Source organism: Salinibacterium sp. PAMC 21357 (genome assembly GCF_000247645.1).
Taxonomy (GTDB): Bacteria; Actinomycetota; Actinomycetes; order Actinomycetales; family Microbacteriaceae; genus Rhodoglobus.
Window position 1 is genome coordinate 415670 of sequence record NZ_AHWA01000004.1, and the last position, 23492, is coordinate 439161.

A 23492-nucleotide genomic window follows, 5' to 3' on the forward strand; every position below is an offset into this window, starting at 1 on the left:
CGCCGATCGGAAATCAATGACGACTGCCCCTGTGATGCCCGCCCCCGTGCACTTCAGCGCCGGAACAGGCCACTACGCCCTCACTGACACCACGGTCATTCAGGCCACCGGCAGTGCACAGCCCGTCGCCGAATACTTGGCCGAACTGCTTCGCCCGGCAACAGGATTCCCGCTGCCCGTTGCCGCCGCAGACACTCCAGCGACCCCAGGCTCCCCGACCATCGAGCTCACCATCGGCGACACCGCGCAGCCGACACCGGGCTACCTCCTCAGCGTCACCGAAACGCGAATCGAATTGCGAGCGGATGACGCCGCTCAGCTTTTCGCCGGAGTTCAGTCGCTGCGCCAGTTGCTTCCGCACGCGATCGAACACCACACGGTGCAGGATGTCGACTGGCTCGTTCCCTGCGTCGACATCAGTGACTACCCTCGCTTCTCCTATCGCGGCGCCATGCTCGATGTGGCTCGACATTTCTTCGATGCGACCACCGTCAAGCGCTACCTCGACCAGATGGCACTGCTCAAGCTCAACGTGCTGCACCTGCATCTGACCGATGACCAGGGCTGGCGCATCCACATCGACTCGTGGCCGAATCTGACAGCCCTCGGCGCAACCACGGCCGTCGGTGGCGGGGCCGGCGGCTTCTACACCAAGGCCGACTACACCGAGATTGTGGAATATGCGGCATCCCGCTCCATCACTGTCGTGCCCGAAATTGATGTTCCCGGCCACACCAATGCGGCGCTTGCCGCTTACCCGGAACTCAATTGCGATGACAGTGCGCCCGCGCCGTACACGGGCATCGAAGTGGGATTCAGTTCGCTCTGCATCTCCAAAGAACTGACCTATCAATTTCTGGATGACGTGTTTCGTGAAATCAGCGAGCTCACCCCGGGCCCGTACCTTCACCTCGGCGGTGACGAATCGCTCGCGACCAGCGACGAGGATTACCTCGAGTTCATCCGACGCGCGACGGCAATTGCGGCGAGCCACGGCAAGACCTTGATCGGCTGGCACGAGATGGGGCGCAGTCGCGATTTGCCCGCCGGCACCATTGGCCAGTACTGGAGCTATGTCACCCCTCGCGACGATGCCGACACACGGGTAGCCTCCTTCATCGAGCAGGGCGGCCAGATGATCATGTCTCCCGCCGACGCGATCTACCTCGATATGAAATATGCGGGTGACGAAAAACTGGGCTTGGAGTGGGCGGATGGGCCGACCACTCTCAACGACGCCTACAACTGGGACCCAGCCGCGATCGTCAGCGGAGTCAGCGACGAGCACATCCTCGGCATCGAAGCACCGCTCTGGACCGAGACAATCGACAATGTGCGCGATCTGGAATATATGGTGTTTCCGCGCATCATCGCCGCCGCCGAAATTGCGTGGTCGCCTCGCACCGCCCACGACTGGGCCGATTTCACTCGCCGTCTGGCAGACTGGTCGCCGCGGCTCGATGCCGCAGAGATCACCTACAACCGTGTCAAAGAAGTGAGCTGGCCTGAAGTGAGCCGGCCCGGAATGAGCAGCACATCGTGAACAACCACGTCATCCATTCGGCGCAACTGGTTACCGGCAGCGAGATCGTCGACGATGGCTGGGTGGCCTGGCAGAACGACACGATAGTCGCTACTGGCGCTGGCGATGAATGGCGAGCCCACACGACAAACGAGACAACAGTCACGGATGCCGCCGGCAACTTTCTCACTGCCGGTTTCGTTGACATTCACTGTCACGGCGCCAATGGTGCAGCGTTTGATGATGGCCCAGACGCGATTCGCACCGCTCTTCGGGCGCACCGGGCCACAGGCACAACCCGCTCCGTAATCTCCCTCGTCAGCGGAGACCACGCGAGCCTCGTTCGCAGCTTGGCGACAATCGCCGAACTCGCCGCCAACGACCCTCTGGTGCTGGGCAGTCATCTGGAAGGCCCCTTCCTCCACCACTCATTCAAGGGAGCCCACAGCCCCGACGCGCTGCGCAACCCCACGGCCCGCGAGATTGATGAGCTGCTTGCTGCCGCCAATGGCACGCTGCGGCAAATTACCCTTGCTCCAGAACTTGACGGGGCAAGCGAGGCGATCGCCCAACTGAGCGCCGCCGGAGTAACCGTCGCGATCGGCCACACCTCAGCCGACTACGACCAGACGCTCGCCGCGATCGATGCCGGGGCACGACTGCTCACCCACACTTTCAATGCCATGCACGGCATCCACCACCGCGAGCCCGGCCCTATTACGGCAGCGATCAGTCGAGAAGCCATGATTCTTGAGGTCATCAATGACGGCGTGCACGTGCATCCGGAGGTCGTCAAAATGTTGTTCGCGTCGGCACCGGGGCGCGTCGCGCTCGTCACCGACGCCATGGCTGCCGCGTGCTCCCATGACGGGCACTACCGACTGGGGTCGCTCGACGTCACCGTCACCGATGGCGTCGCTCGACTCAGCAATGGCGGCTCCATCGCGGGATCGACACTGACAATGGATGCCGCGGTGCGTCGAGCGGTCACCGAAGTGGGGCTCACCCTGCCGCAGGCTGCTGCCGCGGCTTCCGCTGTGCCTGCTAGAGCTATTGGGCGCTCCGGCGATCTGGGCTCTCTTGCTCCCGGATATGCCGCCGACGCCGTGCTGCTCGATGCCGACCTTAGGGTGCTGGGGGTGTGGGCTGCTGGTCACGCACTGCCGCAACTCGAGCACTCCGACGCCTAAGCAGTTCTCCTCCGACGATCGCGAACACCACGGCAACGCCGAGGATGCCGGCGTCGACGTAGGGCAGCGAGATTACGCCGTACTGATCGAGCAGAATGCCGCCGAGGAGTGCGCCGCCACCGATGCCGATGTTGAACGAGGTGGTGAGGTAGGCCGAGCCGACGTCGCGCATGCGAGGTGAGGCTAGTTGCAGGAGTCGTGTCTGCATCATGGCGGGGACGCCGCCGAAGGCCATGCCCCAGACAGCGATGACGATGAACATGATGACGGGCTCTGCGGGGAACATGCCGAGCAGTGCCGAGCAGATCGCGACAAGCGCGACGGTGACGGGGATGATGCTGCGCGGGAAGCGATCGACGAGCAGTCCGGCGAGTGCGAGGCCGACAGCCCCGGCGGCTCCGAAGATGAGCAGCACGCCGGCGACAGCGCCACCTTCGATTCCTGCCGGCCCGATCAAGTAGGGAACGATGTAGGTGTAGAAGAGGTTGTGGCCGAGCATCACGAGGGCAACCAAAATGCACACGTAGATCACGCCAGGGACCGAGCGGTCTTTGCGTAAGGGGATCGAAATTTCGCCAGTGGCGAGAGGCTGCTGGTGATCGACCGGGGGCAATATCCGCACCACCATGATCGTGAGCGCCAAAATGATGATCGCGATTACGACGAAGGCGAGCCTCCAACCGAGGGCGTGACCGAGAGCGGTACCGACGGGCACACCGAGCACGAACGCTGCGGTGGCGCCAGCGCTCGTGACAGCAACAGCGCGGCCCACCTGATGCGGGGGAACGAGGTGTGCCGAGTAGGCACCAACGACAGCCCAGAAAAGTCCATGCGAGAGTCCGCCGATAATTCTCGCGATAACGAGAACGGCGTAATTCGGTGCGGCAGCAGCCAAAAGGTTTCCGACGACGAACACCAGCAGCACGATGATCACAAGCTTCTTGCGGGGCTGATTGCGGGTGAGAGCAGCGAGCGGTGCCGTGGAGATCACGACAGTGGCCGCAAAGATTGTGATGAGCAACCCCACTTGCGACTCAGTCACCGCGAGTTCCGCAGAAATCTCCGGCAACAGACCGGTTGGCAACCATTCGCTCGTTACCGAGGTGAAGATCAGCGCTGAGAGGGTAAAGAGACCCGCCCACGGAAACGCTGGGGACGACAAAGATGCTGGTGAAGTGCGTGGCGTGCTCATGTTCGACTGAGTCTATCGCTGGCACCGGTACGCTAATTCTGTGACCACCTCAACGCACTGGATCGTAACTCTCACTTGTGACGACAAGCCCGGCATCGTTCACTCCATCAGTGGGGCCATTGTTGAGGCCGGCGGCAACATCACCGAGTCTCAACAGTTCTCAAGCGACGACACCGGTCGGTTCTTCATGAGACTCCAAGTGGAGTCGGATGCTTCGCGCACCGCTTTCGAGCAAGCTCTCGCCCCCGTGACCGAGCGGTACGCGATGGAATGGCAACTCGACATTGTGGGGCGCCCCCTGCGCACCCTGGTTCTGGCATCCAAGGCTGGACACTGCGTCAACGACCTTCTGTACCGTCAGCACGCGGGGCAACTGGCGATCGAGATGCCGCTCATTATGAGCAACCACCCCGATCTGGGTTCTCTTGCCGAGTTCTATAAGGTGCCATTTGAGTCGCACGCGGTAACGACGCCCGGCCAGAAGTTAGCCTTCGAGGACCGCATTCTCGAAGTTGTTGAGCAGCACGACATCGAACTCGTCGTGCTGGCGCGCTATATGCAGATCCTCTCCCCCGAACTGTGCGAACAGTTGAGCGGCAAGATCATCAACATCCACCACTCTTTCCTTCCCGGCTTCAAGGGCGCGAACCCCTATAAGCAGGCGCACGCTCGCGGTGTGAAGCTCATCGGCGCCACCGCTCATTTTGTGACGAGCGACCTCGACGAGGGCCCGATCATCGAGCAAAACGTGGTGCGCGTCGACCACGCCAGCACGTCAAGCGAACTCGTCTCAATCGGTCAAGATGAAGAGAGCCGCACCCTCACGCAGGCCGTGAAGTGGTTCGCCGAAGACCGCGTGCTGCTCGATGGGGCCCGCACGATCATCTTCCGCTAGGTCGGATCGCAGTGTATTGAATCGCCCGTTTCTACTGAACGATCGGCGGGATGTCGACGCCTTCGACCTCCTGAACACGTTCGATCCTCGCGCACTGCCCCACCATTCCGTAGTGACCCCTCGTGGCGCAGTACGGGCCGCAATCACCCCATCGAGCCCCAAGTTCCACATCGAGTAAGTGACCGACTCGTCAAGATCGATATCCCCAGAGCTGGATCCGGACGTCACGCCGATTGATGGCGCAACCTTGGTGAACCCGTCGGGGTACACCACGGTCACCTCGCTCCAATCACAGTCCGCCGGGGCAAGCGCAGCGAGTTCCTCGACCGTCACGCTGTCGATACCCACACAGGGCTGCAAAGCCCTGTCCTCTGGACTGATATCAATGCCCTGAGGGCTGCACCCCACCAAAGCGATCACGGCGACCAACGAGATCACAATCCCGGCGGTTCTCTTCACGATTGCGCTCTTTCTGCTCAAACTGACCACGCGGCCTCGTTCACAGGTTAACTAATTCTCACCAATTGGAGCAGTCCCCATTTCGAGTCAGCGTTCCTGCTCAAGCAAGTCGCGCAGCTTCAGCGTCGTGCGCCAATTGCGCACCGTCATCCGCTTCGAGAGGCGATTAGCGCGCAGGCGGTCGATGCGCGATTTCGCCGAGTCGACGACGGTGCGTGAGAAGTAGAGCGCGTCGGGGCCTACTGAGACAGAGTCAACCTGTTCGTTGAGTTCGGGCACGAGGATGAGTGCTTCCGCTGCGGTGAGAGGGCGTTTGAGAAACAGCACATCGCTCAGCAGCTCCGCGGAACCGTGATTGCTTGGGGCCGCCGCAACGGTCGCCGCGAACTCGTCGCGGGAGCGCACGACAGCGAGGATGTCTGCGCCCAAGCGCTCGCGCAGCATCCGCTCAATTTCGACTTCAAGCTCGCCGCTGCCCGACGCGTCTGAGGCGAACACGACGTTGCCGCTCTGAATGTAGGTGCGCACGTCCGCGAAGCCGGCATCGGTAAAGCACTCCTTAAGCGCCCCCATGCTGATCACGTTCGAGCCGCCCACATTGATGCCGCGAAGCAGCGCTACATAGTTCGTCATGAGCCAACGATGGCACGGAGTACCGTCACGAGTCATCGCCTCGCGGGTGAAGCCCGGAGCTTTAGAGCAGTCGCTCCCAGTCGAGGCGGTTCTCCCAGGAGTAGCGGTAGTATTCCGCAAACCTCAGCTCGGATGCCGCAGCCTCATCCACAATCACCGTGACGGTCGAGTGCAACTGAATTGCCGACCCCGGCAAGCTCGCCGTTACCGGACCTTCGACTGCTCCCGCGAGCGCCGCCGCCTTATTCTCGCCGAACGCCAACAGCACCAAGTGCCGTGCCCGCTGAATCGTGCCTAACCCCTGCGTGATGCAGTGGGTCGGAACGTCATCAGCCGAATCGAAGAAGCGCGCATTATCGAGCCGCGTCTGTTGGGTGAGCGTCTTCACGCGCGTGAGCGAGGCGAACGATGACCCCGGTTCGTTGAACCCGATATGCCCGGTTGAACCGATTCCGAGAATCTGCAAATCAACACCGCCAGCGGCAACAATCGCACGCTCATAATCGTCACCCGCCGTCTCGACCGGGCCGCACTCCGCCGGCACCTGCACCAGCTCGGGCGTCAACCCGAGGGGTTCAACGACTTCCCGCGTGATGACCGAGCGGTAGCTTTCGGGATGCCCGGCAGGCAATCCGACATATTCATCGAGGGCAAAACCCCGTACAGCAGAAAGATCGAGGTCGCGAGCCGCGAGCGCAGCCCACGCCGTTAAGGGCGTCGACCCGGTTGCTAGGCCGAGGACGGCATCCGGAGTTCGGCGCACGAGCGCTTCGATGAGGTCGGCGGCCACCTCGCCAGCGGCCTCTTTCGAGTCAACAATCACCACCTCAGCCACGTCACTGTCCTCTCGCTTCGCCGCTCACCATGGCAGCGCCCACCGCCGCAGCAGGAAAATCTGCCGGCAGACCATGCACACGACTACTCAACCCGATTGACGCCAAAAATGCCGAAGTGGTCTCCCAGCGCGCTAGGACAGCACGCACGTCATCGATCAGGTCACTGAGTGTGCTCACTCCCCCGCCGAGCACCACAGAGTCCACATCGACGGTCAGCACCAACAGCCGCACCGCCGACGCGACGTTCTCGACCAGACGAGCGCGAACAGCGATCGCCGCCGGATCTCCGGATGCCGCCGCCTCAAAGAGGGCGGTCGTCGGCTGATCGGAGTCTGTGGGCCACATGCGCGCGACGCCCGAACCCGAAGCCACGGTCTCGAGGCAACCCCGCTGACCGCACGGACATTCCAGCCCCTGCGGATCGATCGGCACATGCCCGATCTCACCCGCAGCCCCTCGCGAGCCGCGCCAGAGCTGACCGCCGAGCACGAGCCCCGCGGCGAGTCCAGTACCCAGATTGAGAAAGGCCATCGAATGGCTCGGGTCGGTCTCTAAGAGATGAAAAGCTCCCAGCGCTGCCGCATTCACATCGTTGTCGATGCTGACGCTGCGTCCGAGACGCGCGTCGAGCTCTCCCCCGAGGTCGAGACCATCAATGGCAAGGTTGAGCGCGTGCGAGACGCGACCACCCACGACCGTGCCGGGGATACCAATCCCGATGCTCGTGAAATCAATCGTGTAAACCCCGACTACGCCAGCCAACTCCTCGAGCGCCTGAACCGTGGATGCCACGAGCGCGTCTGGCCCAATGCCAGAACGAACCCGAATCTGCCCCGCGATCGCGCCCTGCTCGTCGATGGCAACGGCATCCGTTTTGGTCCCGCCAATATCGACGCCGACCTTATAGAGCCCAGTCACCCCTTCACCGCCCCCGAAACGAGACCGCTCGTCATGCGCCCCTGAACGATAAGGAAGAAGATGATCACCGGGATCGCCATCAGCGTTGAGCCGGCCATGATTGCCGACCAGTTGGTGGTGCCATTGGCGATCTGAAAGGTGCGCAGCCACACGGGAAGAGTCATCATTTCGGGTCGCGAGTTCACCACGAGGGCGAGCAAGAACTCATTCCACGCCTGAATGAAGCCGAAGACGCCGGTGGCAACGAGCCCCGGCGCGAGTAGCGGCAGGGTGATGCGCCAGAAAGCTCCCGACCGCGACAGTCCATCGATCATCGCCGCCTCTTCAAGCTCGACGGGCACACCGTTGACGAAGCCGCGGAGGGTCCAAATGGTGAACGGCAACACCGTCGCGACGTACACAATCGTGAGCCCCATGATCGTGTTCAGCAGCGACCAGCTATCAAGAACCCGATAGGTGGAAACGATCATCGCTTCGGCCGGAATCATCTGCACGATCAGGATTGTCAAGATGAAACCCTTGCGGCTCTTGAAGCGAAAACGAGTGACGGCAAGCGACGCCAGGAAGGCGAAGACGAGCGCAATGACCACCGTCGACACTGTTACGACCACCGAGTTGCCGAGCGCTGGCATGAACTGCGATCGGGTCGTGTCGAACAACACCGTCTCATAGTTGCGCAGCGTGAAGTTTTGCGGCCAAAAGTTGACCTCTGACCCGATGATCTCGTTGTTCGGCTGAAACGAGGTTTGCACCATCCAATAGACAGGGAAGATCGAGAATGCCGTAACCACGAGCGCGAGCGCACCCAGAATGAACTTCTTCACAGCTCTTCCTCCTTAACGCTTTGGCGAACGTAGTAGAACGAGATCGCGGTAATCACAATCACGGTAATCACCGCGATGGCACCACCGGTGCCGTACTCCCCGGTTCCGAGCGAGTTTTGGTAAATGTAGACGCCAAGCGTCGAGGTCTGATCTTTGATCCCGCCAATTCCCTGCAGCGCAAAAATCTGGGTGAAGACGCGCAGATCCCAAATGATTTGCAGAATGAAAACCACCAAGAAAATGGAACGCAGGTACGGGAAAATGATGAGCCGGAAGCGCTGCACGGCGCCCGCGCCATCCAACTGCGCCGCTTCCAGAACCTCATCAGGCACTTGAGTGAGCCCCGCATAGACCGTGAAAGCCACAAAAGGAATCGCTCCCCAGATAACGATGAGGGCTGCGACAAAGAAGAAACTGAGCGGCTCAATCAGCCACGAGTGTCCGATGTAGTCGAGCCCAAACCACCGCGTAAGCACGTAGTTCACGACGCCATAGCTGGTGTCGAACATCCACCCCCACACGATTGTGGCGGTCAGCGCTGGCATCGCCCAGGCCAGCAAAAGCCCGATCGAAAGGATGAGCCGCATGACCTTGCCAAGCTCACTCATCAGCAGTGCAATCAGGGTGCCCAACACCATGGTGCTCGTGACGCACACTGCGGCGAACGCGAAACTGCGGAACATGACCAGCCAAAACGACTGATCGGTAAGAACTTCAACGTAGTTATCGAAGCCGATAAAAGGTGATGGTGCGCCAAACACTTGCGCGCGGCCAAACTCCTGAAACGACATGATCACGAGTTGGACGAGCGGCCAACCGATCACGGCGGCGAGCACTGCGCTTGCCGGAATCAGCAAAGAATAAGGGGTGAATTGCGCGCGCGGCTTCTTTACCGCACGCTGACGGCCAGGCTGCGAAGACGCAATCCGGCGGTCACCATCGACATCGCGGGGAGCAATATCGAGGGAGGGATTCGGTGACATATGAGCTCCCGGTTAATATTGGACTGTGCCTCGAACCTTTTCCTAGGGCGATGGCAACGAAATGGGTGCTCGGTTCAGTCATGCGCGACCGAGCCGAGCACCCTTTTGCTATTACAGGTACCGTCTCCGGCACCGGCGGCTAACCGTTGAGAATGCTGTCGATCTTTGCGTCGAGATCCTTCGCTAGCGAAGTCACGTCGCCTCCCTGAGCCACCTGAACGAAGAAGTCGGTCAGCGCGCCCGATGCTTCAACGTCAGCCCACTTGGGGGATGCCGGGGTCAGCCGTGCAGCACCGGCAGCTTCAGAGATTGCCACAGCAACCTCATCCGTTCCGAGCGTGTCGGCAAGCGACAACTTGGCCGGCACTAGGCCGTTAGCACCGTAGATCGACTGGAACTCGTCGCTCAGGATGATCGCAAGTGCCTTCTTGGCGAGTTCGGGTTGAGCGGACTTTGCCGAGACCGCAATGTTTGATCCACCAGCGAACACCTGGGCTGCGCCACCGTCTTTACCGGGCATGGCGTAGACGCCGAGGTTAGCTTCTTCATCGGGGCAACCGGGAGTTTCGGCGTCGAGCGGAGCCAGAATCGACCACTTCACCCAGCTGGGGGCAGACAGTTGCAGGGTTGTTCCCTCGCAGTACCCGACCTGAGGGTTGGTTTCGTTGGCATCCTTCGGAGCCCGCGAGGCATCCGTCATCACCTCTTGCACTTGCTCAATGCCGGCAATCGATTCAGCGGACGAGAACTGCGACTTCCATTCGCCGCCCTCGAAGGTGGCAACTTCGCCACCGTTTTCCCAAATGAAAGGAAGCGCGTTGTACCAGTCCTGTCCTGGCCACCAGATTCCGGATGCGCCCGGGTTGGCATCCGCGAGCGCGACGCCATTACTGATGTACTCGTCGAGGGTAGTCGGAACGCTCAGCCCTGCCGCAGCGAGGGCATCTTTCTTGTAGAAGACCAGTCGTGAGCCCGAATAAAGCGGCGCGGCATAGAACTTATCGTCGTACGATCCTGCCTCCACGAATCCGGGAAGAAGGTCGTCGCCACCCAGAGCGTCGTAGTCAGCAGTGAGGTCGAGGAATGCGCCGCCGACGTGAACGCTGCTGCTTGGGTGTTGCCGACCTCAACGAGGTCGGGGCTGTCGCTGCCGGAGAGGTTGGTGGTGAGAAGGTCAACGAGACCACCCCACGCCTGCTCTTCGATGGTGATTGTCGATCCGGGGTTTTCTGACTCGAAAGTGTCGATCAGGTAGTCACGGGCCTCTTGCGGAGTATCCGTTCCGACCAGCCACACGCGCAGGTCGGCGGTGGCGTCTTCGCCGCTGCCGCTGTCTCCTGCTGAACAACTTGCCAGAGCTAGCGCTGCCACGACGCCAAGCGCCGCGATGCTGAGTTTCCTCACTGTGTTTCCTTTCCTAGGGCGATGGTGCCAGCGGAAAACTGGACACCTCGTGGTGCAGGGAGCTCGACTATGAGACTCCCAGTTGCGCGGAGAGCACCATCACGGCTGCGCCGCGCATGACAATGTCTTCTCCGAGCGCTGTCATCCGCACCGTCAGATCGCCGTGGAACTTGGCCATCGTTCGTGCGCGGAGTGTCTCGATGGTGGCGTGCTTAAGCGCACCCTCAAGCAGTGAGGTCGGGCCGCTCAGTACAATCTCTGAAAGATTGAGTGCACCGACAACAGGGGCAAGAGCAATGCCGAGGCGTTGCCCTGCTTCTGTCAAGACTGTGTTTCGTGCATCGTCATCGGATGCCGCAGCGATGGCCGCATCGAGCCGCGGTGTCGCCAACCAGGTTTCCAAGCACCCGGTTTTGCCGCAGGCACATTCCAAACCGCCGTCGGTACCGACAACGACGTGGCCGATTTCGCCCGCCGCGAAGGAGCTGCCGAAGAGGGGGATGCCGCCCAAGAGGAGCCCGGCACCGACACCGTGACCCACTTTAATGAGCATCATGTCGCTGGCGGCACTGCCAAAACTGTGTTCGGCCAGCGCCGCTACGTTGGCGTCATTGGCGACAACAACAGGAAGCTCGAAGCGTTCGGTGAGCATGCTTTGCAGAGGCACATCGGTCCAGCCGAGATTGGGGGCGCTCAAGACGACACCGGCGAGATCGACGACACCGGGGGAACCGATACCGACGCCGAGCACGGGGCGGGTGACGTTGGCGAGAAGGGCCTCAACGAGGGCGATGACTTTGGCCGTGGCATCCGCACCGCTACTGTCGGCGAGGGCAATTTCGTGGCGGTAGCGGATGGCTCCGTGGAGGTCCATGACGGCACCCCGAAAAGTGCTGTAGTCGCTGAGGTCGACGCCGACGAGATCGAAGGCTTCAGCGTTGAGTTCGAGCATGGTGGCGGGCTTGCCGGGGCGGCTGCCTTCGCGCTGCCCGGTCTCAACTACCAGCCCGTCAACGATGAGCTCGGCAACGAGGTCGGAGATCGTGACACGGGTGAGGCCGGTTTCGCGAGCGATGTCGGCGCGGCTCAGTTCGCCCTGGCGGTAGAGCGTTTGAATCACGAGTGATCTGTTGTGATTGCGCGCGTGCTCGGGCAGTACTTTTGCCGTTGGCCGTAGTGCTTTTCCGTTGGTGAACCCCATTGTCATGTTTGTTAGTAAACTTTACGAACTAAAGATTCGCAACCCTTGCGACGGAATTGTTACCAACCAAGTTCCGTCTCGCACAGTCCATTTCTCAGAACAACACCAGCCGTTCGTCAGGGTGACTCGGGCATACTAAACATTCACGAAAACCCAGGAGCCTCATGCGCAGCCTCACCGACAACAAGACCGCCGTCGCCATCTTTGCCGGAGTAACCCTCGTTGGCGCGCTCTCGGCCTGCTCCTCCCCCGCCACCGGCACCGACGCTCCCGTCACTGACCGCGCCGACGATGCTGCGACCGCAACCGGCGGCGACTACGCCGACGGCAGCTACACCGAAACCGGTGACTACATCTCGCCCAACGGTGCCGAGCAAGTAGAAGTCACCCTCACCCTCGCGAGCAACGTCATTACCGACGTCACCGTTGTAGGGTTCGGCGAGAGCCCCAACTCCAAGCAGTTCCAAGGCGAATTCATCGACGGAATCGCTGCTGAAGTCGTCGGCAAAAACATCGACGAGCTCTCCGTCGATAAAGTAGCTGGCTCGTCGCTCACCAGCGGCGGCTTCAATAAAGCCGTCGCTGTCATTAAGGCAGACGCTCTCGCCAACTAACACGTTCGACGCTATAGGTGCGCCCTGGCAAATCGACACGGCACTGCCCCTCAGTGCCGACGCTGACGCTGCCGTCGCCGAACGAATCGAACAGTTCGACCGAACATACTCGCGCTTTCGCGAAGACTCCCTCGTCACCGCAATAGCGCGCACCCCCGGCAGCTACCCTTTTCCCGCGGATGCTCCGCCACTGTTCGAGCTATACCGCCGGCTCTACGACGCCACCGAGGGAGCAGTAAGCCCACTCGTCGGCCGCGCCCTCGAAGAACTCGGCTACGACCGCACCTACTCGCTGCGTCCGAGCAACACCCGCACCCGCGTGCCCGAATGGCACGAAGCAATCAGCTGGAACGGCACTGAACTCACCACCCTCACCCCCGCCGTGCTCGACGTGGGAGCCGCCGGCAAGGGCTACCTCGTGGACCTTGTGACCGAAGTGCTCGCCGCCCACGGAGTCACCACCACAACAGTGGATGCGAGCGGAGATCTGCTGCACCGGGGCGAAACGCCGCTGCGGGTTGCGTTGGAACATCCACTCGACACCACCAAAGCCATCGGCGTCGTCTCGGTGCACAACCAGGCGATTTGCGCCTCAGCGCCTAACCGCCGGGCGTGGGCCGGGTTGCACCACATTCTCGATGCGCGCACCGGACTGCCCACCGACCGCATTATTGCGACGTGGCAATCGCCGCGACAGCGCTTGAGGCTGATGGGCTTGCTACCGCACTCTTCTTTGCCGAGCCAGCGACGCTGGCTCTCGAATTCAGCTTCCAGTGGGTGCGGATGTTTTCGACGGGACGCGTCGACTATTCGCCCGACCTCAATGGGGAACTATTTCTAGAAAGGTCAAGCGCATGAAGCGATGGCTAGACCGCAGACTCGGCGCAATCGCGATGCACAAGCTCGTACTCTTGTGGCTGCTCGTAATCGCCGTTGCCGCAATCGCACTGTCGTTCTTCGATCTCATCTCCCCTGACCCGATGGCGCTACTCGCCAGCCTGCCCGTCGCCGTCGTGTTCAGTTATGGTGCCAGCTGGCTCGGCGCTCGTATCGTGCGTCAGCGCGCCCACCGTGAGTCTTCGCTCATAACCGGGTTACTGGTGTTCTTCATCATGGCCCCTGGTCTTGAGCTGGAGGCGTTGTTGGGCATTGCTCTGGCGTCAACAATCGCTGCGGCATCCAAATTTCTCATCGCATTCCGCGGGCGCCATATTTTCAACCCTGCTGCTCTCGGGGCGTACGTCTTCATCTTTGCTCCGCTCGGTTTTCCGAGTTGGTGGGTGGGAACTCCCCTGCTTCAGCCGCTGATTGTGATTGCCGGGTTGCTAATTTTGTATCGCACCCAGCGCCTCGATCTCGGTCTGATCTTCGTTGTCGTCGCCGCCAGCATCCGGATCGTTCTCACCATTACCGGCGGCGGCACTCTCGTCGAGGCACTGAGTTTCACCTTCGCGTCGTCGCCACTGATTTTCTTTGTCGGGTTCATGCTGAGCGAACCCCTCACCCTGCCGCCACGGCGCTGGCAACGGTTGAGTCTTGCCGTTCTCGTTGCGCTGCTGTTCGCGATCCCTTTCTCAATCGGACCTGTCTACAGCGACCCGCTTCTTGCCCTGCTCATCGGCAACCTCGTGGCGTTCGTCTTCACTCAACGCCGCACCATCCGAATGACGCGCGTCGAAACAACTGAGATCGCCCCCGGAACGTGGCAAATCACGTTTGCCCCGCACCGCCCCATCATGTTCCGGGCTGGCCAGTACATTGAGCTTTCGCTGCCCCACAGTTCTCCAGATTTTCGCGGGGTGCGCCGCTACTTCACCATTTCCTCGGCTCCGGATGCCGGAGCTACCCTCTCGGTGACCTTCACCGCTCCAGAAAACTCGAGCAGTTTCAAGGCTGCGCTTCTCGCCCTCCCGCGGGGTTCGCAGGTCAACGCCACCGGAATTTGGGGCGACTTCGTCTTGCCCCGCAACACCGCCACACCGCTCCTCCTGGTCGCCGGGGGAATTGGAGTAACGCCCTTCGCTAGCCAAATCGCGCACGCTCATCGCCAAAGTGAGGATCGCGACATCGTTGTCGTCTACGCCTCATCCCAGATCGGACCGTTGCCGTTCGCCGCCCTCCTCACTGAGGCGGGCGTGCGCGTCGTTGTGTTCGGCCCGCAGTCGAGCATGCCGCTGCCTACCGGCTGGGAGCATGGCGGCGACGGTCGAGTCACCGGGGCTGCGCTCTCGGGTCACGTGCCCGACCTAGCCGACCGCCACGTTTATCTTTCCGGCCCGCCCGGGCTCGTAAACGATCTCAAATCAACCCTGCGCGAGAACGGTGCTCGCCGCATCCGCAGCGATTACTTTTCCGGCTACTAAGGCGCGGCGATTAGGCCCGAACGCGACGCTTGAGGTTCAGCGCCCGCAGCGCGTTGAGAATCGTGACGAGGTCAACGACTTCTTGCAGGCCGGCGCCCACTACCGCCGGAAGTGCCCCCGTCATGGCGAACAGCATGAGGCCCACACTGATGGCGATGCCAATCCAGATGCTCTGCAGCGCTATCTGCACGGTGCGCTGGCTGACTTGCACGGCCGACACGACCCGATAGAGGTCATCGACCAAAATTACGACGTCGGCCGATTCGCTCGCTGCGGTCGATCCCTTGGCACCCATCGCGATGCCGACGTCAGCGGCGCCGAGCACGGGCGCATCGTTCACGCCGTCGCCAACCATCACCACCGGGTGCGGACTCGTCGCGTGTACGAGACGTACCTTGTCTTCGGGCAGGCACTCCGCGTGCACCTCGCTGATGCGCAATTCGTCAGCAACCTTGCGCGCGGTTTCTTCGACATCGCCCGTGAGCATCAGGGTGTTCTGGATGCCCAACGCCTTCAGTTCGGTCAGAGTGCGCGCCGCTTCGGCCCGCACAGCATCGCGCAGCACAATCGCGCCGGCGTAGCGGTCATCCACCGAGACGTACACCGCAGCCTCGCCACTAGCGAGCTCAAGGCGAGTGAGTGCTGGCGCCTTCTGCGCCACGAACGCCGGTTTGCCGACGGTCACGAGTTGAGTACCGATCCGTGCTTGCACGCCGTGCGTGGCAACTTCGCGGGCATCCTGCACTTCGGGCAACACGAGCTCACGTTGCTTCGCTGCGTCAACGAGGGATGCCGCAAGTACGTGTGAGGAGTACTGCTCTGCCGCGGCGACCAACGCCAGCAACTCGTCTTTGCTCAACGAACCTTCGGGGCGAACGTCGACGACGACGGGGCGACCGCTCGTGAGCGTACCCGTCTTGTCGAACACCACAGTTTTGGCACGAGCCAGCACCTCAAGCGTGCCGGCATTTTTGACGACAACGCCGTAGGTAGAGGCGCTCGACATTCCCGCCATGAACGCTACTGGGGCCGCGATAAGCAGCGGGCACGGGGTCGCGACGACGAGCACTTCGGCAAATCGCACCGGATCGCCAGACACCAACCAGGCAATGGCGGCGAGCGCGATCGAGACGAAAGTGAAGGGTACAGCGTAGCGATCGGCCAACCGCACGATGGGCGCCTTGCTCCCCGCCGCTTCCGTCACCAGTTGCACAATGCGCTGGTACTGGCTGTCGGCTGCCCGCGCGTTCGCTTGCACCGTGACCGCTTCAGGCCCGTTCACCGATCCGCTCAACAGCACATCGCCGGTCACTTTTTCTACGGGCATGCTCTCACCGGTCAACGACGACTCATCCACCGCCGTTGCCGCCGATATCAGAACCGCATCGACGGGCACGATCTCTGAGGGGCGCACGACAAGTCGATCTCCCACCGCAATCTCCGTCGCGGGAACATCGATCAGGTCACCAGCATCCGTCACCTGATGGGCCGTCTGGGGCACGCGGCTAAGCAGCGCGTTCAACTCGCGCTTTGCCCGGCCCGCCGCAAAATCTTCGAGGGCTTCACCACCCGTGAGCATCAGCACGATCACGATACTTGCCCAGTATTCTCCGACGACCACGGTCGCGATGATCGCGGTCACCGCCAACACGTCAAGCCCAAACTCGCGGCGCAGCAGCTTCCGCACCATCGAGACTGCCTCACGCGCAGCAACCGCAAGGGCATAGAGCGAAAGAAGCCACGGCCCGACGGCGGATGCTGGCGTCCAGTACAGGGCCAAACCAACCGCTCCCACAACCACTGTCAGCGCGACAAGCGGATAGCGGCGTACTGCCGCCGCGAGAGTAGTCATGTTCTCGTTCTACTCGCATTCACGGCATCCGGCCAGCGAGTGCAGGCTCTCCTTATTTCAAACTCATCCTCAAGAATGATGTTCGATCAATCCTCAAAGTTATAGCATTGCCTCATCCAGTAACCAGATGCGTTGAGAAACGCCTGTTCTCAATACTTGAGGAGTGCACTATGCCCCGACCACATCTCGTCACCCTCGGTGTCGCACCAATCGCCTTCGCGTCCCTGTTGCTCGCGGGATGCTCGTCAACTGGCGAGAGTAATGGCGAGCTCACCTATGAGGACAGCCCGCTGTACGTCTATTCCTCCGCACTCTACGGCGGAGACAAAGAGAACGACGAGTACATTGCAGAGGCAAACGCTGCTGAGGAACTCATCGCAGTGTGCATGGCCGATGAGGGTTTTACCTATTTACCGGTGGATCAGACCGCCAATTACAGCTTTGACGACGGTGATTTTGCCGAGCGAAACACTGAGGAATGGGTAGCCGCTAATGGTTACGGCTACAACCTCACCGATGAACAGCAGGCTGCGCAGAACGAAGAAGCAGAAAGCTACGTCGACCCCAACCAAGACTACGTAATGACGCTCTCCGAGAGTGAACAGCTCGCTTACTACGAAGTGCTGCACGGGCCACAGCCCACCGAAGAAGAAATGAACGACCCCGACTTCAGCACGAACCGCTCGGTTGTTATGGCACGGCCAATTCCGAGGTTCGCGCCGGCCAAGTGTCTTCAGACCCCAAATACAAAAAGCTCATCGAGTCAATGAGCAAACTGTGGGAGGAACAGCAAGAGTCTCCCGAGATGAAGAAATTCAACGCAGAGTGGTCCTCCTGCATGGCGGACGCCGGACATCCCGACCTCGCATCGAAAGATGCCGTGTACGACTTCATGAATGCCCAAGGCGAAGAAGCGTGGGCCGAGGGTGTTGAGGAACTCAGTAAAGAAAAACGAGCTGAGCTACGTGACGTAGAAATCGATCTTGCGCTCGCCGATTTCCACTGCAGCGAAGATCTCGATTTCGAACAGAAGACGCTCGCCGCCCAGTTCAAGCTCGAAGAACAGTTCGTCGCTGAGAACAAGGCAGAACTCGACGAGATGCTCGCCGCCGCCACCCAGTCCAAGTAGATGTCAACTGAACTTTCGCCGGTCTCTCTCGAGAGCGAGAATGACCCGCCCGCTATGTCGCGCACCAGCGGGTGGAAGCGACTACTCAACAGCAACCGCGTCATCTGGGTTATGGCCGCGGTCGCCATAGTCTCTCTACTGGCCGGCGTCTTGTTGAGCAGGTTCATTGTCTCTCCTAGCCAGGCTGCCCAGAACGCGACAGCGCCTGATGCTGGCCTGATCACTGTGCCCGTTGAGAACCGTGAGCTTGCCAACGACGTCACACTTCGTGGCGATGCTAACTTCGCCGACTCAGTTGAGGTTGCTCTAGAAACAGGCGATATTGGCGGTCCCGCCGTCGTCACGGGACAAGTGCCCACAGCAGGCGCAAACTTGGACGCGCTCGCCGTAGCCCTTGAGGTTGCTGGTCGTCCCGTTATTGTGCTGCCCGGGGACCTTCCGGTGTACCGCACCCTGCGCATCGGCGTTGCCGGGCCAGATGTCGTGCAACTTAAGCAAGCACTGCGAGCCGTCGGCATCGACGGAGGAAACCCAGAGTCCAACGTGTTCGACTCGGCAACGGCGGCCGGTATTGCCGCGCTCTACAACGCGGTCGGCTACCCCGCACCTGACTCCCCGGAAGGAACTGCGGAGTCTGTGCGCTCCGCCGAAGACAGCGTACGCTCGGCCGATGAACAAGTAGCTGCTGCGCAGCGCGAGCTTTCCGCGACATCGAGCGGAGCGCCCGAATCGGTGCGCCTAGCCCAAAACAACTTAGTTCGCCAAGCGGATGTCGCGCTCAAGGCCGCGCAGAATGCAGTCCCTCTCGACCCGGCAGAGGTCGCTGACCGCGCAGCGGACTATGACATAGCCGTGGCTGCACGGGCGGAAGCACTCGCCATCCCTGACGCTGGAGCCGCTGTAGCGGCACTGAACGCCGCCCGAGCAGGAGCCGCCTCGGCGCGAGCACTGCTCACGGAAACCCGAAGCGGCACTCTCAGCTATCTTCCGTCGAGCGAAGTGCTCTATCTCAGCGGATTACCGAGACGTGTGGATGAGGTCATGGTTACTCGTGGCTCCGCCGTCGGGGCGTCCATAATGCGGGTGTCCGGTTCAAGCCTCGTCATTGCCGCGTCAGCAGCAGAGAGTGACGCCAAACTGCTCGCGGTCGGCGCTCGCGCTGTCATCTCGATGCCTGACGACAGCGAAATAGAGGCGACAGTAACAAAGGTCGAGCCGCGAGACGACGGAAAGGCGCAAGAAGGCGTGCGGTACGACGTAGTGCTTACCCCAGACGCCCTCACTCCCGAACAGTTGCAGATCCTTCAAGGCAACAACGTGCGCGTGCAGATTCCCGTCAGCTCCACCGAGGGGAAAGTGCTCGCCGTTCCTCTTGCCGCGCTCACGGCGGGTGCGGGCGGCGAATCTCGAATAGAGGTAAGTGAAGAAGACGGAAAGACGCGGCTCATCGAGGTCACGACGGGTCTCGCCGCAGAAGGTTATGTGGAGATTATCCCGGTCGAAGGCCGGCTCGATGCTGGCGCCCTAGTTGTGGTTGGCCGATGATAAGTCCCGGTGCAATCGGGCTAAGTTCCAGCGTCGAGACAGCTCCCGTTGTCGAACTTATCAATGTGACCCGGTCCTTTCCCGGTCCGCCAGAGGTGCAAGCGTTGAGAGCCGTGAATCTGCGCATCGATGCGGGTGATTACCTCTCGATCGTCGGACCGAGCGGATCGGGAAAATCGACAATGCTCAACGTGCTCGGACTGCTCGACAGGCCAAGTGTTGGCGAGTACCACCTCGACGGCCAGCTGACGAGTTTGCTGAGCGAAGATGATCGCGCCGCAGTACGTGGGGGAAGCATCGGCTTCGTTTTTCAAGCTTTTCATCTGCTGCCACACCGTTCGGTGCTTGATAACGTGCTCCTCGCAACCCTCTACAACGGGGTGCCCCGCGCCGAGCGTGAACATCGCGCGCGCGCGGCTCTCGACCGAGTAGGGCTGAACCACCGACTAAATTTTTTGCCAGGAACACTCTCCGGCGGCGAACGCCAGCGAGTCGCCGTTGCACGTGCTGTAGTCAGCTCGCCGCGATTGTTACTCGCCGACGAACCGACTGGGAATCTCGATGCGACGACATCTGGCGAAGTCATGAACCTCTTCGAAGAACTACATGCTGACGGGCTCACGCTTGTCATCATCACGCACGACGTGGCAGTTGCCGAACGCGCCCAGCGTCGTGTGCGTATCGCTGACGGCCAGCTGAGCGAGCTCGCGTGAAGCTGCAGCGTTGGTTAGCTCACCTTCCGACACGGCTCAGATTTGCACGCGCCCCAGGCAAGGCTGCGGAAGCCACGCCAAAAGCCGCGCTCGAGAACGTTGCGGTAGCGCCAGCGGTAAAACACAGCGATCGCTTCCTGGTGCAGGATCTCATAATCGAGGCGTCGTTTGGCATTGGAGCACGCCCGTCACGGCTCATCATGACCACTCTCGGCACAGTGCTCGGAATTGCGTCACTTGTCGTCACCATTGGTTTTGCACAAACCACCGCCGGTCAGATCGCGAGCCAATTCGATGCGGTCGCCGCAACCCAAGTAGTGATCGAACCCGGCAGCAGTCGCGATGCGAGAGGTAAATCGCAGTCCACCGCACGGCTGCCCTGGGACTCGGGCGAGCGCGTCGAGAGGTTAGCAGGGGTCGAACGAGCAGGGCTTATAGCGGCGGTCCCGCTCGGAGACGTCGCGATCACGGCAGTCCCGGTCAACGACCCCTCCGCGGCAGAGACTCTCAGCCCACCGCTACTAGCGACCTCAGCATCGCTCCTCGAAGCCGTACGCGGTCGGGTGGTCACCGGCCGGTATTTCGACAGCGGTCACGACACTCGGGGAGATCGGGTTGTTGTGCTCGGAGCAAATGCCGCCGAAAAGATCGGCATCAACCGCGTCGATAGCCAACCCTCGATTTTCATCGGCGATCGCTCATACACCGTGATCGGAATTATCACGGGGGTTGAACGCCGCAGCGATCTGCTCGATTCAGTCATTCTTCCGCTCGGAACTGCACGAGCAGACTTCGGTCTCCCCTCCCCAGATGAACTTCAGATTCAGATCCAAACTGGTGCAGGCGATCTCGTCGCCAGGCAGGCACCAATAGCGCTGGATCCCAACGCGCCAGAGAACTTCACGGTGCAAGCGCCGGCGACAAAGTCAGAACTTCAGGAGAGCGTGCAGGCCGACATCAACATCGTTTTTCTTATTCTGGGCGCGATCGCGCTGCTCGCCGGCGGGCTGGGCATCGCCAATGTCACGCTGCTGTCGGTCATGGAGCGTGTCGGCGAGATAGGACTTCGGCGCGCGCTCGGGGCAACGAAGCGCAACATTGCGTCGCAATTTATTGTCGAGTCTGTCGTCATCGGCCTCCTTGGCGGGTTAATCGGCTCGGCACTAGGCGTATTTGCGGTGGTGATTGTCTCGTTGACCCAGGGGTGGTCGCCGGTACTCGACATCTGGGTCGCGCTCGGTGCCGCCCTTCTTGGTGCGGTAGTCGGGCTTGTCGCCGGAGCGTATCCAGCAAATCGGGCTTCCAATATTGAGCCGATTACCGCCCTACGCGGAGGGACCTAACCGCAATATTTTTCTGAAATTCTCGCCTCGTAGGGCCCGCGTGCAGGGCACTCGACGGCTGCCGCCTTCGCCACCATTGCGGTCACCGGCAGCACGTCGAGCCGAAGCGGGGTCGGTAGGCTCGAAACCATGACTCAACGGCGCTGGCAACAGATCATGGACATACCGCTGACGATTGCGGCCATCATTTTTCTGATCGCCTACGCGTGGGAAGTAATCGCCAACCTTTCTGGCACAGCGATGCTCGTTGCCGAGGTCGTGATTGCGATTACCTGGGTCGTGTTTGTTATCGACTACCTCGTTAACCTCATCCTGGCCGAGCGGCGCTGGTTCTGGTTCAGGAAACACCTATTCGATCTGCTCGTCGTCGTGCTGCCGATGTTGCGTCCGCTGCGCCTGCTGCGCCTGGTGACACTGCTGAACGTGCTCCAAAGACGCGCGGGAACGGCCGTGCGAGGCGGGGTGCTGACGTACGCCGTCGGGTCGTCCCTGTTGCTCGTGTTCGTGGCCGGGCTCGCCATTTTGGATACCGAACGCAACGCCGACAGCACTCAGATCACCAATCTCGGCGATGGTATCTGGTGGGCCTTCGTCACGATCACGACCGTCGGCTACGGCGACATCTATCCCGCTACGACGCTCGGTCGAGTGATTGCCGCTGGCGTGATGATGGCCGGAATCGCCCTCCTTGGTGTTGTTACGGCAACCCTCGCCTCGTGGATCGTGGAACGAGTTGCGGCCCAGGACGAGCTCTCGCATGTCGCAACGCGTCGCGAAGTCACGGATCTCACGAAGCAGGTGGCTGAGCTCAAGCACGTACTCCTCGAGCATGCGACGCACATGGCCGCGTCGTCAGGGACTCCAGCACCCACATCGCCGCCGACGCCCACACCGCCGACGGAAGCATCCGACCGTGCCCGTTCGCCTCTCTAAATAGGCGGCGTGAAACGGAGGAAGCTACCGCGGCAACCGAATCTCTACCGTGCCATCCACGACTCGGCTCTCGAAGCGGGGTTGCGGACTCGTCGCTGGCCCGTGGATGACTTCACCCGTGTCGAGCGAGAACGCACTCTGGTGCCACGGGCACTCCACGCACGCGCCTCCCGGGGTGGAATCGTCACCGACGACGTAGCCGTCGTGAAGTTCGGCTCCCAAGTGGCTGCACGTGTTCGAGAGCACCGAGACGCGGTCTCCGCGACGGAAGACCACTACCTCGGTATCGGCGACAACGCGCTTCTCGAGTGAGCCATCCGCAAGCTCAGTGAGCGGCGCTAGCTGCTGCCAGCCGCTGGGGAAGTTGGCTTCGACATCCGGCGCGTGGCTGACGCCCGCTGCTTGGCGGTAGGTCATGTGCCCACCGAGATAGCCGCCGCCCGACGCGATGGCCAGTCCCGCGTAGCTCAGAACTTTGCCACTCGTGTGCCTGCCGCGGGAGCGCTGAATGAAGGATGCCGCGAAGAAGCCCGTCGCCACAATATTGACCGCGGCGTGCACGATGCCGACTCGCTGTTGCTTCTCGTCAAGCTTCGACCAGTCCGCAAAGCCTGCAACCGCCGTTCCACTTGCTCCCAGCACGCCTACTCCGACCAGTGCACGCGACGCTTGCTCGGTACCCGGCAGAATGTCGAGCACACCGGCCGAGATCCACGCTCCGAGCGGAACGTGCACGCCGAGCGGATGCACGGGGTGCCCCAACGGCACGCCGTGCAGTAAATCCCGCAACCACCGAGGGCGAAGAACGGTGTCTACGACGCCGCGCGTCTTCTCGACAGCGGGATCGAGCGCGGTCGCCTCCTCTAGGCGGTCAACGTTTCGCAGTACGGGCAGTCGTTTCATCAGAGCCTTGTTCCTCTCAGCCTGTGGTTCGTCGTGTGCT

Annotated in this window: 22 protein-coding genes and 1 pseudogene; 12 read left to right on the forward strand and 11 right to left on the reverse strand. The window is 61.3% G+C overall.

Annotation, left to right across the window (positions count from 1 at the left end):
• Positions 1–16 precede the first annotated feature (16 nt).
• Both ON14_RS05305 and nagA read left to right on the forward strand, forming a co-directional pair.
• Positions 17–1543, forward strand: coding sequence for a beta-N-acetylhexosaminidase (locus ON14_RS05305; protein WP_010203670.1), 1527 nt, complete (start codon positions 17–19; stop codon positions 1541–1543).
• On the forward strand, positions 1540–2712 hold the full coding sequence (nagA, locus tag ON14_RS05310; RefSeq protein ID WP_010203671.1) for an N-acetylglucosamine-6-phosphate deacetylase: 1173 nt from the start codon (positions 1540–1542) through the stop codon (positions 2710–2712). The genes ON14_RS05305 and nagA overlap by 4 nt, the downstream gene beginning before the upstream one ends.
• On the opposite strand, the gene ON14_RS05315 is transcribed toward nagA, so the two are convergent.
• Positions 2648–3904, reverse strand: coding sequence for an MFS transporter (locus ON14_RS05315; RefSeq protein ID WP_010203672.1), 1257 nt, complete (start codon positions 3902–3904; stop codon positions 2648–2650). The two genes, nagA and ON14_RS05315, sit on opposite strands and share 65 nt — an antisense overlap.
• A gap of 40 nt (positions 3905–3944) precedes the next feature.
• Here ON14_RS05315 and purU point away from each other — a divergent pair, with 40 nt between their 5' ends.
• On the forward strand, positions 3945–4799 hold the full coding sequence (purU, locus tag ON14_RS05320) for a formyltetrahydrofolate deformylase (protein ID WP_010203673.1): 855 nt from the start codon (positions 3945–3947) through the stop codon (positions 4797–4799).
• Positions 4800–5345: 546 nt separating this feature from the next.
• On the opposite strand, the gene ON14_RS05325 is transcribed toward purU, so the two are convergent.
• The 8 genes and pseudogenes from ON14_RS05325 to ON14_RS05355 form a co-directional block, all read right to left on the reverse strand.
• Positions 5346–5891 (reverse strand): DUF1697 domain-containing protein, encoded by a 546-nt coding sequence (locus tag ON14_RS05325; RefSeq protein ID WP_010203674.1) that lies wholly within the window; start codon positions 5889–5891, stop codon positions 5346–5348.
• Positions 5892–5952: 61 nt separating this feature from the next.
• Positions 5953–6726, reverse strand: a complete 774-nt coding sequence (locus ON14_RS05330; RefSeq protein WP_010203675.1) for a glucosamine-6-phosphate deaminase — start codon at positions 6724–6726, stop codon at positions 5953–5955.
• Position 6727: 1 nt separating this feature from the next.
• Entirely contained in the window at positions 6728–7645 is a 918-nt protein-coding gene (locus tag ON14_RS05335) for an ROK family protein (protein ID WP_010203677.1), read from the reverse strand.
• The gene (locus tag ON14_RS05340) at positions 7642–8469 is read right to left on the reverse strand and encodes a carbohydrate ABC transporter permease (RefSeq protein ID WP_010203678.1); all 828 of its coding nucleotides are present in this window, start codon (positions 8467–8469) and stop codon (positions 7642–7644) included. The genes ON14_RS05335 and ON14_RS05340 overlap by 4 nt, the downstream gene beginning before the upstream one ends.
• Positions 8466–9452 (reverse strand): carbohydrate ABC transporter permease, encoded by a 987-nt coding sequence (locus tag ON14_RS05345; RefSeq protein ID WP_010203679.1) that lies wholly within the window; start codon positions 9450–9452, stop codon positions 8466–8468. The genes ON14_RS05340 and ON14_RS05345 overlap by 4 nt, the downstream gene beginning before the upstream one ends.
• Before the next feature lie 139 nt (positions 9453–9591).
• Complete coding sequence (locus ON14_RS05350; protein WP_237719710.1) at positions 9592–10506, reverse strand: extracellular solute-binding protein; 915 nt, start codon at positions 10504–10506, stop codon at positions 9592–9594.
• A 95-nt stretch (positions 10507–10601) separates the two neighbouring features.
• Positions 10602–10856: pseudogene (locus tag ON14_RS16385) on the reverse strand (extracellular solute-binding protein); the annotation flags it as partial.
• Between the two features lie 67 nt (positions 10857–10923).
• Positions 10924–12057, reverse strand: a complete 1134-nt coding sequence (locus tag ON14_RS05355) for an ROK family transcriptional regulator (protein WP_010203680.1) — start codon at positions 12055–12057, stop codon at positions 10924–10926.
• A gap of 164 nt (positions 12058–12221) precedes the next feature.
• On the opposite strand from ON14_RS05355, the gene ON14_RS05360 reads away from it, so the two are divergent.
• Genes ON14_RS05360 through ON14_RS05370 form a run of 3 tightly spaced genes read left to right on the forward strand, consistent with a single transcriptional unit; the run spans position 12222 to position 15034 of the window.
• Positions 12222–12671, forward strand: coding sequence for an FMN-binding protein (locus tag ON14_RS05360; RefSeq protein ID WP_010203681.1), 450 nt, complete (start codon positions 12222–12224; stop codon positions 12669–12671).
• A gap of 43 nt (positions 12672–12714) precedes the next feature.
• A complete protein-coding gene (locus ON14_RS05365) occupies positions 12715–13512 on the forward strand; it encodes an FAD:protein FMN transferase (protein ID WP_237719711.1) in 798 nt (265 codons plus the stop codon).
• Between the two features lie 13 nt (positions 13513–13525).
• Positions 13526–15034, forward strand: a complete 1509-nt coding sequence (locus ON14_RS05370) for an FAD-dependent oxidoreductase (protein ID WP_010203683.1) — start codon at positions 13526–13528, stop codon at positions 15032–15034.
• A 10-nt stretch (positions 15035–15044) separates the two neighbouring features.
• Here ON14_RS05370 and ON14_RS05375 read toward each other — a convergent pair whose 3' ends face one another.
• Positions 15045–16886 carry a heavy metal translocating P-type ATPase gene (locus tag ON14_RS05375; protein WP_010203684.1) on the reverse strand — a complete coding sequence of 614 codons (1842 nt, stop codon included), beginning with the start codon at positions 16884–16886 and terminating at the stop codon, positions 15045–15047.
• A gap of 170 nt (positions 16887–17056) precedes the next feature.
• Here ON14_RS05375 and ON14_RS05380 point away from each other — a divergent pair, with 170 nt between their 5' ends.
• The 6 genes from ON14_RS05380 (at position 17057) to ON14_RS05405 (ending at position 22549) form a co-directional block, all read left to right on the forward strand.
• Entirely contained in the window at positions 17057–17656 is a 600-nt protein-coding gene (locus ON14_RS05380; protein WP_026037540.1) for a hypothetical protein, read from the forward strand.
• Positions 17657–17691: 35 nt separating this feature from the next.
• Positions 17692–18015 (forward strand): hypothetical protein, encoded by a 324-nt coding sequence (locus ON14_RS05385; protein ID WP_141629952.1) that lies wholly within the window; start codon positions 17692–17694, stop codon positions 18013–18015.
• Positions 18016–19560, forward strand: coding sequence for a hypothetical protein (locus ON14_RS05390; protein ID WP_010203686.1), 1545 nt, complete (start codon positions 18016–18018; stop codon positions 19558–19560).
• A complete protein-coding gene (locus tag ON14_RS05395) occupies positions 19557–20273 on the forward strand; it encodes an ABC transporter ATP-binding protein (RefSeq protein WP_010203687.1) in 717 nt (238 codons plus the stop codon). Before ON14_RS05390 ends, ON14_RS05395 begins: the two co-directional genes overlap by 4 nt.
• Positions 20270–21616, forward strand: coding sequence for an ABC transporter permease (locus ON14_RS05400; RefSeq protein WP_010203688.1), 1347 nt, complete (start codon positions 20270–20272; stop codon positions 21614–21616). Before ON14_RS05395 ends, ON14_RS05400 begins: the two co-directional genes overlap by 4 nt.
• A 129-nt stretch (positions 21617–21745) precedes the next feature.
• A complete protein-coding gene (locus tag ON14_RS05405) occupies positions 21746–22549 on the forward strand; it encodes a potassium channel family protein (RefSeq protein WP_010203689.1) in 804 nt (267 codons plus the stop codon).
• 24 nt (positions 22550–22573) lie between these two features.
• Here ON14_RS05405 and ON14_RS05410 read toward each other — a convergent pair whose 3' ends face one another.
• Complete coding sequence (locus tag ON14_RS05410) at positions 22574–23452, reverse strand: Rieske 2Fe-2S domain-containing protein (RefSeq protein ID WP_010203690.1); 879 nt, start codon at positions 23450–23452, stop codon at positions 22574–22576.
• Positions 23453–23492: the final 40 nt, after the last annotated feature.